Here is a 16,128-nt window from a genome sequence, read left to right on the forward strand (position 1 = left end):
GCAGTAAGAATAAACCCGTCTGCTCCAATGCCATTACTGGTAAGTATAGATTCGTACCGATCGCTGTTTGAGAAATCACTCGATGCATTCTTTATTGCAAGACCTGAAGAAGGCAGGTTGGTCGAGGTAAATATGGCAGCCTGCCTGATGTTTGGTTACACCAGGGAGGAGATGTTTGGCCTGCACCGTGACCAGGTGATCGATACCTCCGGTCTGCATTTTTCCATGTTATTGCACGAGCGCAAGGAAGAAGGAAGCGTCAAAGGGGTGATTACCGGTATCCGGAAAAATGGCGAACGGTTTCCGATGGAGCTTTCTTCCGTGATCGTCGAAGACGAAAAAGGCGAGAAATTTGCCTGTACCGTTGCCACCGAGGTATCGGATAAAGCACTTGGTCCGGCAGCCGATATCATCAAGGGCGCCTCTGTGCTGCACCGGAAAGAAGAGGACAGCCGCGCGCTGCTTGAAAATGTATTGAACAGTCTCACCGACGGCTTCTTTATCCTTAACCGCAACTTCACGATCCTTTTCTGGAACGCCGCCATTGAAAAAATACTGCACCGCCCCGCCGCAGAAGTGATCGGCAGGAATATCTGGGATGAGTTTCCGGAATTCATCAAACTGTCCCAGCACGATTATTTCCATCACCTGGTGGACGATAACCGTTCTATCCGTTTCCGCGATTTTTTTCCCGAATACCATATCTGGGCGGATGTAAGCGTTTACCCTTCCGAGAAATATATTTCGGTGTACGTGAAAGACGTGACGGAGGTCAAGAACCTGCGAACGCTGGAGAAACTGGAGCGCGATGTGCTGGAGATGAATGCCCGCCCGAACAGCAATATCGAAAACACGCTTGATTTTTACCTGCGCGCCATCGAAGGATTGCACGAGGGCATGTATTGCTCGGTAATGCGTATCAAGGGCAATATGCTATATGAATGGGCGGGATCGAGCCTGCCGAAACCTGTCAGGGAGCGGTTGCAGAAAGGCATTCCGGTTGCGGAAAACTCGGGATCCTGCGGCACTTCGGCTTTCCGAAAAGAGAAAGTGGTGGTGACCGATATCGAAAACGATCCGCAATGGGCGGAAACCTGGCCCGAGGCCGCAGAAAGCGGGATCAAAGCAAGCTGGTCGCTTCCCATCATAGACTCGCATAACAGGGTAATGGGCACGTTTGCGATCTATTACAAAACCAATAAAACACCCACACCCAACGAAGAATACACACTCGAAAGGGTTAAGAACCTTTTGATGATCATTCTCGAAAACAAACTTTCGGTGGAGGCCGTACGGCACAGCAACCAGCGCTACGATATGGTGGCGCTTGCCACCAACGATGCGATATGGGACTGGGACACCGAGTCGGATATGGTATCCCGTACGGGCAAGGGATTGAAAATGTTGTTTGGCTACGATCTCGAGGAATCGCAGGACGACGGGAATTTCTGGCACAAACGCATACACCCGGATGATATTGGCCAGGTATTTGAGAAACAGAAAAGGATACTGGAGAACCCCGCGGAAATGTATTGGGAAGACGAATACCGTTTCCTGAAAAAGAGCGGCATCTATGCGTATGTGCACGACAAGGGATACATTATCCGCGACGATGCCGGCAGGGCCGTTCGGGTACTCGGTGCCACCAGGGATATCACGGAACGAAAGGAAAGCGAGGCGCTGCTGCTGGAACTCAATAACCGGCTGAAGCAACGGGCAGACGAACTGTCGGCCTCCAATGTGGAGCTCGAACGGTTTGCCTATATCGCCTCGCACGATATGCAGGAGCCGTTGCGGATGATCACCAGCTTTTTGCAGCTGTTCAAGAAGAAATACGAAGACCAGATAGACGAAACAGCGGAACAATACATCCATTTTGCGGTAGACGGTGCGGAGCGGATGAAAAAACTGATACAGGATCTCCTGCAATATTCGCGCGTGGGCTCCAACAAGGAAAATTTCGAGGAAATCAATACCAATGCCTTGCTTGATGAAGTGGTGAACGTATTTTTAGCGGCCCTGGAAGAAACAGGTGCCATCATTACTGTAGACGCATTGCCTGATCTGAAAGCAAACCGGACGCAGCTGTTCCAGCTTTTTCAGAACCTGATCGGCAACGCCATGAAATACCACAGCGGAGAACCGCCGGTGATACAGATAGAAGGAAAAGAAGAAGACAACCATTACCAGTTCAGCGTAAGCGATAACGGTATCGGCATCAAACCCGTTTTTTTTGAAAAGATATTTGTGCTGTTCCAGCGCCTGCACCATAAACACGAATACAGCGGCACCGGCATAGGGCTGGCTATCTGCAAGAAGATCGTTGACAGACATCATGGAAAGATCTGGGTTTCATCCGAACCCGGTAAAGGCAGCACTTTTTTCTTTACTATTGCCAAACATCTTGACGGAAAACTGAATTGATCAATACATAAACAGGAACAAGGCCAGCAGCCAGCAAGGTATATGAACGAAAAGCCCGCGAACATATCGGAGAACATCCATCAGTTGAACATACTGATCGTAGAAGACAATCCCGGAGACATGTTCCTGCTGGAAGAAACGCTTGGTATGACGCGTATTCCTTTTGGCAAGGTATGGAAAGCGCATACCGCCACGGATGCGATCAAAATACTGGGAGAACATACGGTTGATGTGGTATTGCTGGACCTTTCGCTTCCCGACAGCTCGGGGTTTAATTCTTACGAGCAGATCAATGAACACGCGTCCGCCATTCCCATCATCGTGCTGACCGGTCTGGCCGATATGGATCTTGCACTCGAAACCATGGCCAGCGGCGGACAGGATTACCTGATCAAAGGCGAGTTCGATGAACACCTGCTGGCAAAATCCATCCAGTACAGCATCGAACGCAACCGCATCCGCGAAAGCCTGCGCGAGAGCAACGAGAGCTACCGGAACCTGTTCTATAATAACCCCATGCCCATCTTCATCTGGGATCTTCATACCATGGACGTGCTGGAAGTGAACGAGGTGGCGCAGAAAGAATACGGGTACACCAGGGACGAAATGCTCACGATGAAGATCACCGATTTCAGGCCGAGCACCGATCATGAACGTACCAAAGCGTTTGCACAGGAGTTCCTGCTGTCGGATGTTGCGCGCAAATCAGCGATCTGGCACCAGTTGCGGAAGAACGGCGAACTGATGGTGCTGGATGTTTCATCGCACCGGATCGATTACAAGGGGCGCACTGCCATACTGGCCATCCATAACAATATCACGGAACGGGTGAGGCTGGAGGAAAAGCTGGAAGAGGAACGCCTGATGAAGCAGAAAGAGATCACCGAAGCCACCATACGCGTACAGGAAAAAGAACGGTACGATATCAGCTCCGAGTTGCATGATAACGTAAACCAGCAACTGACGGTGGCCATGATGTACATAGCCTCGGCCCAGCAGAGAAGTCCTGAAAACACCGAACTGCTGAAACAGTCCTCGTCGTTTATCCTTAACGCCATCGAAGAGATCCGCAAACTATCGCAGAACCTGGTTACCCCGCTGATCAAACATTTTGGCCTGGGAAAAGCCGCCGAAGGTTTGCTGGACGATATTTCCGCTGTCAATAATTTTCATATAGACTTCAACGCGGACAGTTTTTACGAAGAGGATATCCTGTACGATTTTAAACTGAACCTGTTCCGTATCCTGCAGGAGGTGATGAACAATATCATCAAACACGCAAAAGCCAGTACGGTAACCATCACCTTAACAAGAGATGCCTCGTTTATTCATCTTGCCGTGGTAGATGATGGCGTTGGATTTGATACCGGGAAACACAAAAAAGGCATCGGCATCTACAATATCATGAGCCGCGCGGATCTCTACAATGCAGAAGCGGAAATAAAATCCTCTCCCGGCAATGGCTGCCATATCACCATTCGTTTCCCGCTGACCGAAGACATCCTGGTCAGTGAAGACTGATCACCCTGGACAGCTTCCACTTTCCGTGTTCTTTGCGCCAGAGCTGAACAAATTTGGCGAAACGTGTTTGCGGGGGCGGTTTTTCCTGGTTATTATGAAACCCGTGCATACCCATTTCCACGGCGCCTGTATTGGGAATGGCATACACTTCTATACTGCCGGGTTTTAACTCGCGGGTCACTTTTCCGCAGATATTGTTCCTGAGTGCGGTCAGTATATCCTGTTTGTTGGTGGTGAGTCCGCCCTGGTCGTGGTAGAATTCAATATCGGCCGAGATCATCGAGTCCATCACCGCCATCTTGCAGTTGTTATACGCATCAAAGAAAAGACTGTCGGCCCTCACGATTTCTTTGTACAAACTTTCTTTATCGTCTGCTGCGTGTGAGAGACGGGCTGTTTTGCCGGGGTTGTTGCCTGCGGGGGCGCAGAAACCCATGGTTGCTGCGGCAAGCAGCAGCCAGACATGATTTTTTTTCATTTAAACGGATTTGGATGAACGCAGGGACCTGACCACAAAAAACAGAACGGGTACAAACATAAACACAATGATTATCGGGATCAGCCATGTGCCCATATGTATGTTTATTCCGGTTGCAATAAAATAAGTGTACACAAGTATGATCAGGAACAGCACCAGCAACAGGGTCTTCAGGTAACGGATCAGTCTTGTTGCCAGTGTGTATTGCCTGACGGCATTTGCCCCCGTGATGGATACCGGGTAATTGAAAATATGCGGGAACCGGTTGATCAGTGTCAGCAGAAAAAACAAAAAAGAACCGATCAGCGGCAGGATAAAAATGCTGCGTTTGTTACCCGATCTGTCTGCCACACCTTTGAAATTGAAATGGGTGGGAATGATATCCGGCAGCCTGCTGTAGGCAAAAACAGCAAACGCCCAGAGGCAGAGCAGCAGCGCTATACCCGACCATTCCAATACACGATCGGCTTTGGTTTGTGTGAGTTGTATTCTTGGTCTCGGACCCATGCAAAGCAATTGCGTAGTAAGGTACATACTTTTTTAACGGCCTCCTACCCCGGGCATGGCATTAAATTGGTACAACATGCGCTATGCGGCCAGTCAACCACCATAAAAGAGCGATGCAGTATGCCGAGCGACTGGTAAAACTGATGGATACCCAGTTCCGGATACCGGGAACGGGTATTCGTTTTGGCATAGACCCGCTGCTGGGGCTGGTACCGGGCATTGGTGATATGGCGGGTTTTGCTGCGGGCGCCCTGCTGGTGGTATTGCTGGCACACGCCGGCGCAAGCGGTTTTTTACTGGCGCGGATGATCTTCAATATTTTTATTGATGCGGTCATCGGTTCGATACCGGTAGTTGGAGACCTGTTCGATTTTGCGTACAAAGCCAACCGGCGCAACCTGAAACTGGTAAAGGAATATGCGCAGAAGGGAAAACACCGCGGTTCCGCATGGAAGCTGCTGTTACCGCTGCTGCTGCTTTTATTTACCGCGCTGGCCGCATTGGGCTATGGGTCCTTTCTGTTGATACGGTGGCTGGCAGCGGCAGCGGGTTATTGATGCAGGACCGGTTGCCAAAGCGTACGGTCACTGCCGGGCGGCACCCGTTACCCATTTTCTGATCAGTACGATCTGGCCAAGATGGTAATAGCCGTGTTCAATGATGCCGAATACACTGGCCGCAACAGTAGACCTGCCATTGTTTACGGGCGCCTGCCATTTCTCGTCCGGCAGCAACTGGATCCTATGCGACAGTTCCCTGAATGAATGGCGTGTTTTTTCGATCAGCTGCTGCCAGGAGAATTCATTGCTGATCGGTCCTGCATCAAATCCGTTGGATTCCGGTATCGCCGGACTTTCGCCATCGAGCCGCTGCAGGATGATATGGTTCCAGTAAGTGATATGATGCAATAACCCCGCAATGGTATTGGCCGAAGCCGGCGTTCGCAGGGTAACCTGTTCAAAATGCAGATCGCGGATGGCATCCTCTATCGAAACATCTGTCCAGTTGGGACCCGTCAGTACCTGTAATAGGTTTTGCGAAAGTGTGTCGGTGAGCTTCATGGTCGTAAAAGGTTGTAAGGTGATAAGTGTAATGGTTGCACAGTTACGGCGCCGAATAACAGAGATTTCCCTCCTGCTATAAGAAAGCCATTTAGCCATGCAGCCCGGTTCACCCGATCAATCCTGCCGCACCGTTTTCGAAAGCCATTTTCTTACCGGTATATCGTACCAGCGCAGGCAGGCATAGGCAAGCAGTATGGCCGCAGACACCACAGCGATTCCCCATACAACTGCCATACCTGTTTCCGTGCGGTGTTCGGCCACCCAGGCGGTATACAGGTAAACCAGGGGGTAATGGGTGATGTACAGCGGGTAGGAAAGATCCCCGAGAAACCTGCATACCGCAGTTGCTGTCTTCCCTTTTATTTCGCCGCCGGCACCTAAAAAAACGATCAGCGGAAACAGCAAGATCACGGAAAGCGCATCATACCATCCATTCATCCACAGTGTATCTGCACCGCCGATCCTTGGCATGGCGAGGACGAGAACCGTCAGCAGGCTGCACCAGGTAAAAGCGCTCGGGATCTTTTTCAGTCGTATGATCCTCGACAGCAGCAGCCCGGCCAGAAAAGGGTACAGCAGCCTGGTAATACCGATCCGCAGCTGCGGCGCATCCAGCGACCAGCCGCCGATCAGGTCGCCCGATTGGCTGGTAACGGCAAGCTGTATCAATGCCAGTGCCGCGATGGCGGTGAGGATACCAAGTACCAGGTCAGGTAATTTCCGCAGAACAAAAGCATAGAGGATATTGGCTGCATATTCAAAGAACAGTGACCATGCCGGTCCGTTCAGCGGGTGCATTTCATGCCAGCCGCGTATATCCATAGAGGAAGGTATGGGCACCAGCGTTAACCCGATGACCGTCACCAGCAGCATCTTCCAGAAAGGGGTTTCGCTGATCATCGGCCACAGGGTGCCTGCCTGGGAATAAAACAGCAGCGCGCCAACGATCATACCCGCCACCACCATGGGGTGCAGCCTGATCAGCCTGCGGCGAAAAAAACCGCCAGTGCGCATGCGGCCCCAGCGGTCGTCGTATGCATAGCCGATCACAAAACCGGAGAGCACAAAAAAGAAATCAACGGCAAGGTATCCGTGGTTGATGAACATATCCAGGTGACTGGTTGCATGCGCCTCGCAAACATGCATCAGTACCACCATCATGGAGGCCACACCACGCAGTCCGTCGAGGACCTGGTAATGGGGCTTACTGGGGAGCGGGGTATTTGTCATAGTACGGCAAACTTCTGTTTCCAAGATACAATTATAGCGGATGCACCGGCTTATTTTCAGGATGGATTTATACGCCGGCGAATAACCGCTGCCGCAGCCTATTTGTGCCGTGAAATTTACCGCGGCCGGCGCCCTGGCATTACTTCGTTTTTAACCGCAGCACCGTAAATGAATAGGCGGGCAGTTCCAGCAGCGGGGCGCTGCCGTTTAGAGACAGCCTTTCGGTTACCGGAACCACATTTTTGTCGGAAGGTTTTCCGCTCATGACCGTTCTGGTGGCCAGGTATTCGCTGCCAAGCATTCCGTTACAGTCGATGCGGCTGTTTACCGCAACCGGCAGCATGTTCACCAGTTTTACGATCAGTTCGCCGGTCTTGGTATCGGTTACCGCCGAATACGCAATGCGTTTGCTGATCGCTTCCTGCGTATGAGAGAGTTGTATGGTTGCCGGTATATATTGGTTTCCTGCATGACGGCCGTACAATTGCTGCACATAATAGCCGGTTGTTGGGGTAACGGTTGTGTTGTTGAAGTAGATCATATCCGGGTTCCACTGCGTATGTCCTTCCTTACCCAATAACGGTGCATAGGAGGCCATGCTCACCACATCGCCGTTGCGCTCGATGGCCGTAAGGTACAGCGCTTCGGCAAGCGATGTTTCCCAGTAAGTTTTGTTTCCGCCGGGCAGGCTGGCGGCATATTCGCCCAGGTATATTTTTGATTTTGTTCTGTCGTAACGGTCGTAAAAATCCTGGTTATGGATAAACCATCCCGGCGACTGGTAATAGTGTTCATCGATGAGCGGCACTTTCAGTTCGGATGCGATCCGCCATCCCTCTTCGTAATCCGTTCCTTCAAAAAAAGGTCCTGCCGTGCCTATCACGGTGATTTCGGGATGCGTTTTTTTCAACGCCTGGTAGATCATCCTGAAACGCTCTTCAAACACCGTGGTGATCTGGTCTTCGTTGCCGATGCCGATGTATTTTAGATGAAACGGTTCGGGGTGACCGGCTTCCGCCCTTTTTCTGCCCCAGGTGCTACGGGCATCGCCATTGGCATATTCGATAAGATCGATGATGTCCTGTATGTACTGCGGCATATCGCTCATGGCAATGCCGCCCTGCTGTCCGCCGCCGCCCGTTCCGGAGTTCTGGCAGGGCACGCCGGCAGCGATCACAGGCACCGGCTCGGCGCCGATGTCTTCACAGAACTGGAAGTATTCAAAATAACCAAGTCCCATGCTCTGGTGGTAGTTCCAGAGATTGCGGTCGGGTTTGCGTGTTTCCAACGGACCGATCGTATTCTTCCACCGGTAGATATTGCCGATGCCATCGCCATGTGCAACGCATCCGCCCGGAAAGCGAACGAACCTGGGATGTATATCGGCTATCGCCTGGGCAAGATCTGCTCGCAGACCGTTGGGTCTTTGCCGGAATGTTTTTTCCGGGAACAGCGATACCATATCGAATGCCAGTGTGCCGGGTTGCCGGGGTTCCAGTTCAATATGTGCATCGACCGCATCGGCAGACGGGGTCAGTACCGTTTTTCTGCGCTCCCATGCGGAAGAAAGATCGCCAATGCTTTGCTGCGCCAGCACGGCTCCCTGCGCACTCACCAGTTTTACAAGCACCGTGTTGTTACCGGAAAGCTGCCTGATAAAAGCGGAGAATGCATAGCTGTCTTCTTTTTTAACGGCCATTCCGTCGAACCCGCTGTTGGTGAGAGAGCTTCCTGGCGTAGTTACGGTCAGCACCGCATAATGAGACGTGTTTGCATGCACCGGCAAGACAGAATCGATCGAAAAAACGGTGCCCTCGCCGCGCAGAGACCAGGCGAATGTATGCGTCCAGTTTTTATCGCGATAGGATTTATCCGATGGGCGATACTCGAATCCCCTGTTCTGCACCAGCTCGGCATACAGCCCGCCGTCTGCCGCATAATTGATGTCTTCAAAAAAAACACCTGTCAGCAGGGTGCTGATGGGTTTTGCTTTCTGCGGCTGCAGATGTATGGCGGCGTCTACGGTGGTTAATCCTGCAAACCGTTGTGCATCCTCCCGGGCTGTTTCGGCGTTCAGCCTGCTGGCATATTGTCTTCGCTCATAGGCACTGATCAGTTCGCGTACAACCGCCCAGGGCACTTTGTGCATTTGTCCGCTCACCGCAGCGGTATCTATCCTGACCGTGATGCTTGCGTTTTTGTATTGCGCGGCGGTAACTTCTTTTGCGGTCGTATAAGACCGCAGGTCCCTGGTGGTGGTCTGGTAATATTTCCGTACCGAATCTGTGTATACAACCGTATACAGATCGCGCTTGTTATCGTAGGAGATCACCGGGCGCAGTACATTTCTGCCGCCATATACATAGGGGTAGCTCTGCGCCCGCCAGGTAACCAGGTTGTTCGAACTGGCATGCGCAAACTGCGGCGTGTAACTGTTCAGGCTCCAAACCAGCTGCCACGAGGCGTTTTTGCCCTGTATCAGGTAAGGCGTCACCATTTTCTTTTCAGCGCCCCAGCGGCCATAATCGCTTACGATATAGGCATGACCTTTGCCGATCGATAGCCAGTTATGGGTATCCTGGCTCCAGGCAAAACGCAGGCCGTTGATGCCGTAGGAGAACAGGTATACCGAATCGGGTTCGTTATAAACACCGGTTTTTTTAGCCGATACCGGCAGCGATAAACAAAGGGATGCGATACACAGGGGTAGCCATTGTCTTGCCTGGCAAAAGATGCGGGTAATCATTATGCAGTCTGGTTAGAAGTGCCAAATAAGTGAAAATACGGCTGTTTGCCGTTATGCACCTGCCTGCAAAAAGAAATAAATGAAAATAACGGGGCGCCTATTCCGATTTACGCGCGGTAAGCGTGGTTCTGTCGCCGTAATGGAAAGTGGCGAATACGGGGTAGTGATCACTCGATCTCGAAGTCTCTATTTTGTAGGCGTTTGCCAGTTTCAGTCCTTTTGAAAATACATAGTCGTGTCTGGGTTTTACCATTCCCATCATGGCCCTCGCGGTACTGCCCACTTTTGAAGTGGCCCATTCAAAACCGCCGCCGCTGAACTTTTCCACCACCCTGTTCCCGTCTTTCGGGAAAATGGTATTGAAGTCGCCCCCGATCAGTACATAATCGTATTCAGGACACTGCATCCTGGCATGGCTGATGATGGTATCGATCTGGTCCATACGCTTGCTTCTTTTCATCGAAAAAGTTTCGGTATGCACACTGTATACCAGGATCTTTTTCTCGTGTATGGTCACTTCGCCGATCGTTACATCGCGGCGCTGCTGGTTCTGCCATTTGGCATGTGGCAGGATCAGTTTCTCCGGTTTCTCGATCGCTCCTTTGCTAAGGATGGCGTTGCCGATATTTTTGTGGTCTGCGTTGTCATGTACGATGGGGATATACAGATAGTTCAGCCCGAGTGCCGCGGCGATGGCTTCCACACCCTGCTCGTTCATTTCCTGCAAGAGGTAAATATCGATGGGTTTCTGCTGACCAAACCGGCGAAGCTCCGCAATGGCCAGGTCTATCTTCTCGGCTTTTTTAATGTTGAAGGTGACGATGTTCAGCGAATCGGCCCCTGCGGCCTGTGCGGATGAATCCTTTTGACTGGCATAGTAGAACGGCCTGGAAGGATCGTTGTAAAACCGTACCGCGCGGCACGACATGGCACCGGCAACAAGGATCAGTAAATACCATTTAAGGGTTGAACGTGTTTGCATCTGTGACAACAAACTTAGAGAACCATTTTTCTAAGCGGCGGTTAATTGTGAAAACGATAACAGGCCTTACCGCTGCCTAAATGCTGAGGGGCGGGCCCACGATCTCCATGCCGTGGCTTCTCCATAGTTCCTTCAATTCTTTTTCCTGGTTCTTTGGTATGTCCTTACCCAGTTTCGCCATCTGCAGAAAAAAATCTTCCATGGTGCCTGCGGGCTGAAACAGCACAAGCATCTGTGCCTCCCCCTCGCTGGTTTTGGCAAAGGCATGCGCGATCTTACGCGGTGCAAAAGCGGAATCGCCGGGGTTAAGGGTAAAGGTTTCCTCTCCCACTTTCACCATAAAAACACCTTTGATCACATAGAACCATTCGTCCTGTTCGTGGTGAACATGCATGGCCGGTCCACCTTTTGTTTCGCGTACGGTGTCGTATACAAGCAGGTCGCCATCGGTGTCTTTGGATGATATCTTACAGTCGAATTTGCCGCCCATGATCTGCAGCTCTTCCTGGTAGCGGTCTTTGTTGGCGGCGATTTTAAACCCTTTCTTGCCCCTGTCGCCAGCGGGGTTTTTTGCCTGCGCGGCCAGCGCAGAGGCAACCAGGGGAAACTGGAGAAACAGTCGACGCTTCATAGTAAGTGGTTTAAATGGATAATTGGGTTTTACAAACAACAAAGTAAGCAACCCTGCCGGTATTTCAAATACCCCTGTATTGCCGTTACCGGAAATCCCTGCTGTATGCCTGTGGCCAGCGGTTAATTTTAGACTGTTTCGCCGAAAGTCAGCAGGTTGTTATCGGGATCGAGGAGTGAGAATTCTTTTTGTCCCCAGGGTTTTTGCTGCAGCCCGCCATTGGGGTGTACGGTTGCGCCGGATTCCTGCAGCTGCCTGTACACCTGGTCGATATCGTTTACACGGATATACACCTGCCCGTAATTCTCCTTAGGATCCAGCGCAGCAAACAAAAAGAAATGGATCTCAATGGCATCTTTTTTCACCATCAGGTATTCTGGATAATCCGCTGTGCCCAGCTGGCTGAAACCGAGTGTATCAATATAAAATGCTTTGGTCAGCTGCTTATCCCGCATAGGCAGTTTCGGATGGATGGCTGTTAACATGGTACTGAAATTAACTATTTCCCGAATTATCCTTTTTTTATCTTCCTGCGAAGCAGCAGCACCCTGAACTTCAGGCTGTCGTAAAAAAGCCCAAGCAGCAGAATGCCGGCAGCGGCAGCCAGTATCTGCAGACCGTACCCTGCGTAGGCAATACCCCCTACGATGCCGCCGGTAAAAAAGAAAGCAATGATGGTCAGGCGAAGCCGCATAGACGAAACAAGTCTTTGTCTGTGTTCTCTGGTTTTGTAAAAGAAATACTGCGACAACTCTATTCCCAGGTCCGTGAATAAACCCGTCAGGTGCGTTGTTCTGACATGAGCATTGGAAATGGTGGTGACCAGTGAGTTCTGGAGACCCATGGCGAACAGCAGGCCAAAGGCAATGGTATCGGGATGAGCCGATACCCAACCGGCATGCAGGGTTCCGGTGATGAACAGGAGCGCAGATTCGATAACCACGGGAACAACATACATATACCGTTCGCTTTTTCTCGACACCGACTCGATGATAAAATTGGAAGCAAACGATCCGAGGAAGAAGAACACTATGTAAAGGAAATAAACCAGCCCCTGTCCGAAATTCAGTTTGACGAACTCGTCCATGAAATAGGCAAAATGCCCCGTTACATTCGTCGTTAGCCTTTGAACCGCAAAAAAGCCCACCACATTCACGATACCTGCGATGAAAGACAACAGGGAGGCGATACGCAGGTTATGGTATAAGGTTCGTGTTTTGCCCTGGTGCCTGAACATATAGCGGGTTTCGACCTAAAGATAAAAACTTGCCTCAACCTGCGGTATAACCGGTGTATCCTTTGCCTAATTGCCGTTTCTTTTTACAGGGCGCGCATTTCTGCCGTAATAGATATCTGCCGGCACCCGGTGGCTCAGATACACTTCACCAAGAATCTGGTAAAGCGTTGGGTCGTAGGCCTGCAGTTCTTCCGGTGTCTGAACCCTTGTCTGGCCGTCGTAAAATTCGATGTTCGACCAGAACCACCATTGCGTACCCTCGGCCCAGTATTCGGCTACCGTGTTGATCGCATACTGGCCTTTGTAAAGCCCTCTGGTTTTGGCGTCTTCATATGCCAGTTCGATCTTACGGTATAAAACAGAGTCTGCGGTGCGCATGGCGCCCATGATATTGTGACTGAATTCATGCACCAGGATATTTTCACCATAATACCTGGTGCCGGGATAACCCAGTAAATTCTCTTCGGCGCAGGAGGTAACGGTGCCGCCCATACCACGCGCGCGGCGATTCCAGTATTCCCTGTCGGTCATGCCGGCTATACCGCCGGGCTTATCGTAGTTTTCCCGTTCGCCGGGTGTAAGACGCCTGTCGTCTCTGGCCGGTTTCTTCCAGTTGCTCCGTTCGGGCAGATCGGTTTCCATTTCTGTCTGCGCCATCACCAGCACACGCGCTTTTTTTGCCACCAGCACCGCACGTATATCGGGTCTTTTTACCAGCATATAGTTTACGATATCACGCGCTATCAGCAGGGCATCATCCGGCACTTTTGCCGACGAAACAATGGGGATGCCGAAAGCGTCTGCATATTTTTTATAGAAGGTGTCCACGCTTATCGTGGCTGGCGGCGGCGCAATCATGGCCTGTGCATACTCCCTCACAAGGGGCTGCTGCGCTTTAACACAGGAGCAGCAAACGCCGAATACGGCAAAGACAATGCATTTTTTTACCGGAAGTTTCATGGTTGACATCATCTGTTGAAGGGTTAGAATTGTATGGTTACCGGTTTGCCCGCGTAACGGATTTCTTTAATGGTTCCTGCCGGCAGAAGCTGCAGTTTAAATACCCGCGGGGTATTGCCTTGTTTTCCCGAAGGCGTAAGGGTGAGCTTTTTGTCTGTATCGTTCCAGGCAATGGTGGTCAGCGAAGCAATTCCTTTCAGGTAGTCCTGGCTGATGCCATCATCTTCATACAGCGTAAAAGAACCATTGGCCCCGCTGAACACTTTCAGCATGGTAGGCTCTTTTACCGTTTCAGCAGTGTGCTGCCGTACAGGATCGAAGGGAATAATGGCGCCCGCCTTCACATAAACAGGCATGGTGGCAAGATCCACCGCGCGGTGAACGGTTTGTCCTCCGGACTTTTTTTCATTGGTCCACCAATCGTACCAGTCGTTGCCTTCCGGCAGGTATACATCCCAACTGGTAACGCCTTTTTTAAATACGGGTGCAACCAGCATGTCGCGGCCCCACAGGTATTGAGAGCCCATGGCGCTGGCCTGTTTATCGTGGGCATAGTGCAGCCATAAGGCACGCATCAGCGGCATACCGGTATTGCGTGCCTCCCATGCCAGTGTGTAGGTGTAAGGCAGGAGCTGGTAATGCAGTTCATCGTATTTCCTGGCAATCGGTTCTATGGCGGGATTGTTCAGTTCCGACATGAGCGGTGTTATCCTGTCTTCAGAAGGGCCCATATACGATAAACCCCATCCCCAGGGAAGCCTTGTGCGCCAGGTTCTGCCATGCGATCTGAAAGAACCGCAGAAAGAAGCAAACTGGAACCAGCGTGCATACAGCTCGCCCGTCAGTTCGGTATTGGAATAAAACCCGCCGATATCGGAACCCCAGTACGGGCCGATGCTCAGTGAATAATTGATGCCTACGGCAACCTGTCCTTCCAGTGTCTTCCAGGAAGATTCCGTATCGCCCGACCAAACCCAGCCGCCCCACTGCGCAATACCCGGATACCCGTTGCGCTGCAAACTCCATGGGCGGATATTGGGGCGGGTGGAAAGCATGCCCTGGTAATACAACTGGTGCCGTTTGATCCTTTCAAAGAGATTGAACCAGTCGCCCTCATCGGGCCAGAACCCGTCAACACCGGCATTTACCAGCGGCACATGGTATTGCCAGTAATTCCTGATATGCGAGGCATCATCGGGTTCGCCGGCTTTGGCGGGAATGGATCCCTGCAAACTGGGCAGCTTATCCCTGTCAAACGGCACCATATGCAGGATCAGTTTTACCTGTTTATCGTGCATATCTTTTACAAACTGTGCCGGCTCACGGTGAAAAACTTCAGGATTGAATTCGAAAGAAGGCTGCTTTTTATTCCATCCCACCGGCGCAAAACCGGTGCCTAGATAGATCACGGCATCAACGGGAATCTGTTTATTGCGGAAAGTGTCCACGATCCCCAGCATCTGTTTTTCATCGATAAGGGTGCGGTGCGACTGCATATATCCCAATGCCCATTTGGGAGGCATGGCGGCAGGACCGGTGATGGAGGAAAAATCTTTCATATAGACGGCGGGGTCATGCGCATCGAACACAAAAAAATCATAGAGACCTTCTACGCGTTTCTCTGCGGGATGAATGCCTTTGCCCTGGTTCAGTTGCTGGTTGCGGGCGGTCTGCGGGGCGTTGACCGAAGCAGTGGGTTGCCAGGGAATAAAATAACCCTGGTCTTTGTGCTGCATATCAACCAACACCCAGGGCGTAGCCACAAACAAACCCCAGCCGGCCGTACCCAGCAGCAGGGCCACCGGGTTGCGCGAACCATAGGCATCGGCCTGCCAGCGCGGCTGCATACTGTCCATCATTCCTCTCCGATCGAATTGTATGGGTTGTTGCCGCCAGTTGACACCGCGTTCGGGCTTGGGTCCGCCCTCGCCCATTCCCAATACCGGTTGCGTATCGAGCCGGAAAGCCAGGCGGCCGTCGTCCAGAAAACGAAGTTCCTGCACCGGCTCGCCTTTGCTGTTGGTAATGGTTATGGTGAGGGGATTGGGTTTAATTTCAACCGTAAGATTGCCAACCTGTTTTTTTATCGGCTTATCAAGGCTGCAGATGGTGATGGCCGGTGCAGGATATTTTTTTTCTACCAGGGCCGGCGTAAACGGAAAATCGCCTGTATAGCCCAATGGCTTCAGCGTAACACGGATGCTGGCAGGCGTGGCCTGTCTGATATTGAGTTCGGCAGGTTGTCCGGCCGCCGTGATCTGCTGGGCCTTTGTTTGTATAACAGCTGCGGTAAACAATACCGGCAACAAAGAACGCCGCAAAAAAACATGCATATAGAAAGGTTTAGG

14 protein-coding genes are annotated in these 16,128 nt (G+C 51.4%); 3 read left to right on the forward strand and 11 right to left on the reverse strand.

What is annotated here, in order from left to right; all coding sequences use genetic code 11:
• Nucleotides 1–27 precede the first annotated feature (27 nt).
• A complete protein-coding gene (locus tag GWC94_RS00840) occupies nucleotides 28–2,424 on the forward strand; it encodes a PAS domain S-box protein (RefSeq protein ID WP_161833114.1) in 2,397 nt (798 codons plus the stop codon).
• A 42-nt stretch (nucleotides 2,425–2,466) separates the two neighbouring features.
• Nucleotides 2,467–3,945 carry a response regulator gene (locus GWC94_RS00845; RefSeq protein WP_161833115.1) on the forward strand — a complete coding sequence of 493 codons (1,479 nt, stop codon included), beginning with the start codon at nucleotides 2,467–2,469 and terminating at the stop codon, nucleotides 3,943–3,945.
• Here GWC94_RS00845 and GWC94_RS00850 read toward each other — a convergent pair.
• A complete protein-coding gene (locus tag GWC94_RS00850) occupies nucleotides 3,932–4,423 on the reverse strand; it encodes a nuclear transport factor 2 family protein (protein ID WP_202628592.1) in 492 nt (163 codons plus the stop codon). The genes GWC94_RS00845 and GWC94_RS00850 overlap by 14 nt on opposite strands.
• Nucleotides 4,424–4,930: a DUF1648 domain-containing protein gene (locus GWC94_RS00855; protein WP_161833116.1), complete on the reverse strand. Its 507-nt coding sequence runs from the start codon at nucleotides 4,928–4,930 to the stop codon at nucleotides 4,424–4,426. It abuts the gene before it with no gap.
• A gap of 83 nt (nucleotides 4,931–5,013) precedes the next feature.
• Here GWC94_RS00855 and GWC94_RS00860 point away from each other — a divergent pair, with 83 nt between their 5' ends.
• The gene (locus tag GWC94_RS00860) at nucleotides 5,014–5,487 is read left to right on the forward strand and encodes a DUF4112 domain-containing protein (RefSeq protein WP_161833117.1); all 474 of its coding nucleotides are present in this window, start codon (nucleotides 5,014–5,016) and stop codon (nucleotides 5,485–5,487) included.
• Between the two features lie 27 nt (nucleotides 5,488–5,514).
• Here GWC94_RS00860 and GWC94_RS00865 read toward each other — a convergent pair whose 3' ends face one another.
• From GWC94_RS00865 to GWC94_RS00905, 9 genes are all read right to left on the reverse strand, one after another.
• Complete coding sequence (locus tag GWC94_RS00865; RefSeq protein ID WP_161833118.1) at nucleotides 5,515–5,991, reverse strand: DinB family protein; 477 nt, start codon at nucleotides 5,989–5,991, stop codon at nucleotides 5,515–5,517.
• A 117-nt stretch (nucleotides 5,992–6,108) separates the two neighbouring features.
• Nucleotides 6,109–7,224: an acyltransferase family protein gene (locus tag GWC94_RS00870; protein ID WP_161833119.1), complete on the reverse strand. Its 1,116-nt coding sequence runs from the start codon at nucleotides 7,222–7,224 to the stop codon at nucleotides 6,109–6,111.
• A gap of 139 nt (nucleotides 7,225–7,363) precedes the next feature.
• On the reverse strand, nucleotides 7,364–9,970 hold the full coding sequence (locus tag GWC94_RS00875) for an alpha-L-arabinofuranosidase C-terminal domain-containing protein (protein ID WP_161833120.1): 2,607 nt from the start codon (nucleotides 9,968–9,970) through the stop codon (nucleotides 7,364–7,366).
• Nucleotides 9,971–10,067: 97 nt separating this feature from the next.
• On the reverse strand, nucleotides 10,068–10,952 hold the full coding sequence (locus GWC94_RS00880) for an endonuclease/exonuclease/phosphatase family protein (protein ID WP_161833121.1): 885 nt from the start codon (nucleotides 10,950–10,952) through the stop codon (nucleotides 10,068–10,070).
• A 76-nt stretch (nucleotides 10,953–11,028) separates the two neighbouring features.
• Nucleotides 11,029–11,583 carry a cupin domain-containing protein gene (locus GWC94_RS00885; protein ID WP_161833122.1) on the reverse strand — a complete coding sequence of 185 codons (555 nt, stop codon included), beginning with the start codon at nucleotides 11,581–11,583 and terminating at the stop codon, nucleotides 11,029–11,031.
• Nucleotides 11,584–11,711: 128 nt separating this feature from the next.
• Nucleotides 11,712–12,068, reverse strand: a complete 357-nt coding sequence (locus GWC94_RS00890) for a bleomycin resistance protein (RefSeq protein ID WP_161833123.1) — start codon at nucleotides 12,066–12,068, stop codon at nucleotides 11,712–11,714.
• A gap of 26 nt (nucleotides 12,069–12,094) precedes the next feature.
• Nucleotides 12,095–12,820: a YoaK family protein gene (locus GWC94_RS00895; protein ID WP_161833124.1), complete on the reverse strand. Its 726-nt coding sequence runs from the start codon at nucleotides 12,818–12,820 to the stop codon at nucleotides 12,095–12,097.
• A gap of 66 nt (nucleotides 12,821–12,886) precedes the next feature.
• On the reverse strand, nucleotides 12,887–13,780 hold the full coding sequence (locus GWC94_RS00900; RefSeq protein WP_202628593.1) for a hypothetical protein: 894 nt from the start codon (nucleotides 13,778–13,780) through the stop codon (nucleotides 12,887–12,889).
• Between the two features lie 23 nt (nucleotides 13,781–13,803).
• Nucleotides 13,804–16,113 (reverse strand): glycoside hydrolase family 31 protein, encoded by a 2,310-nt coding sequence (locus GWC94_RS00905; RefSeq protein WP_161833125.1) that lies wholly within the window; start codon nucleotides 16,111–16,113, stop codon nucleotides 13,804–13,806.
• Between the last annotated feature and the right edge of the window lie 15 nt (nucleotides 16,114–16,128).

The sequence above is a fragment of the Sediminibacterium soli genome (assembly GCF_009939225.1).
In the GTDB taxonomy this organism is placed as follows: Bacteria; Bacteroidota; Bacteroidia; order Chitinophagales; family Chitinophagaceae; genus Sediminibacterium; species Sediminibacterium soli.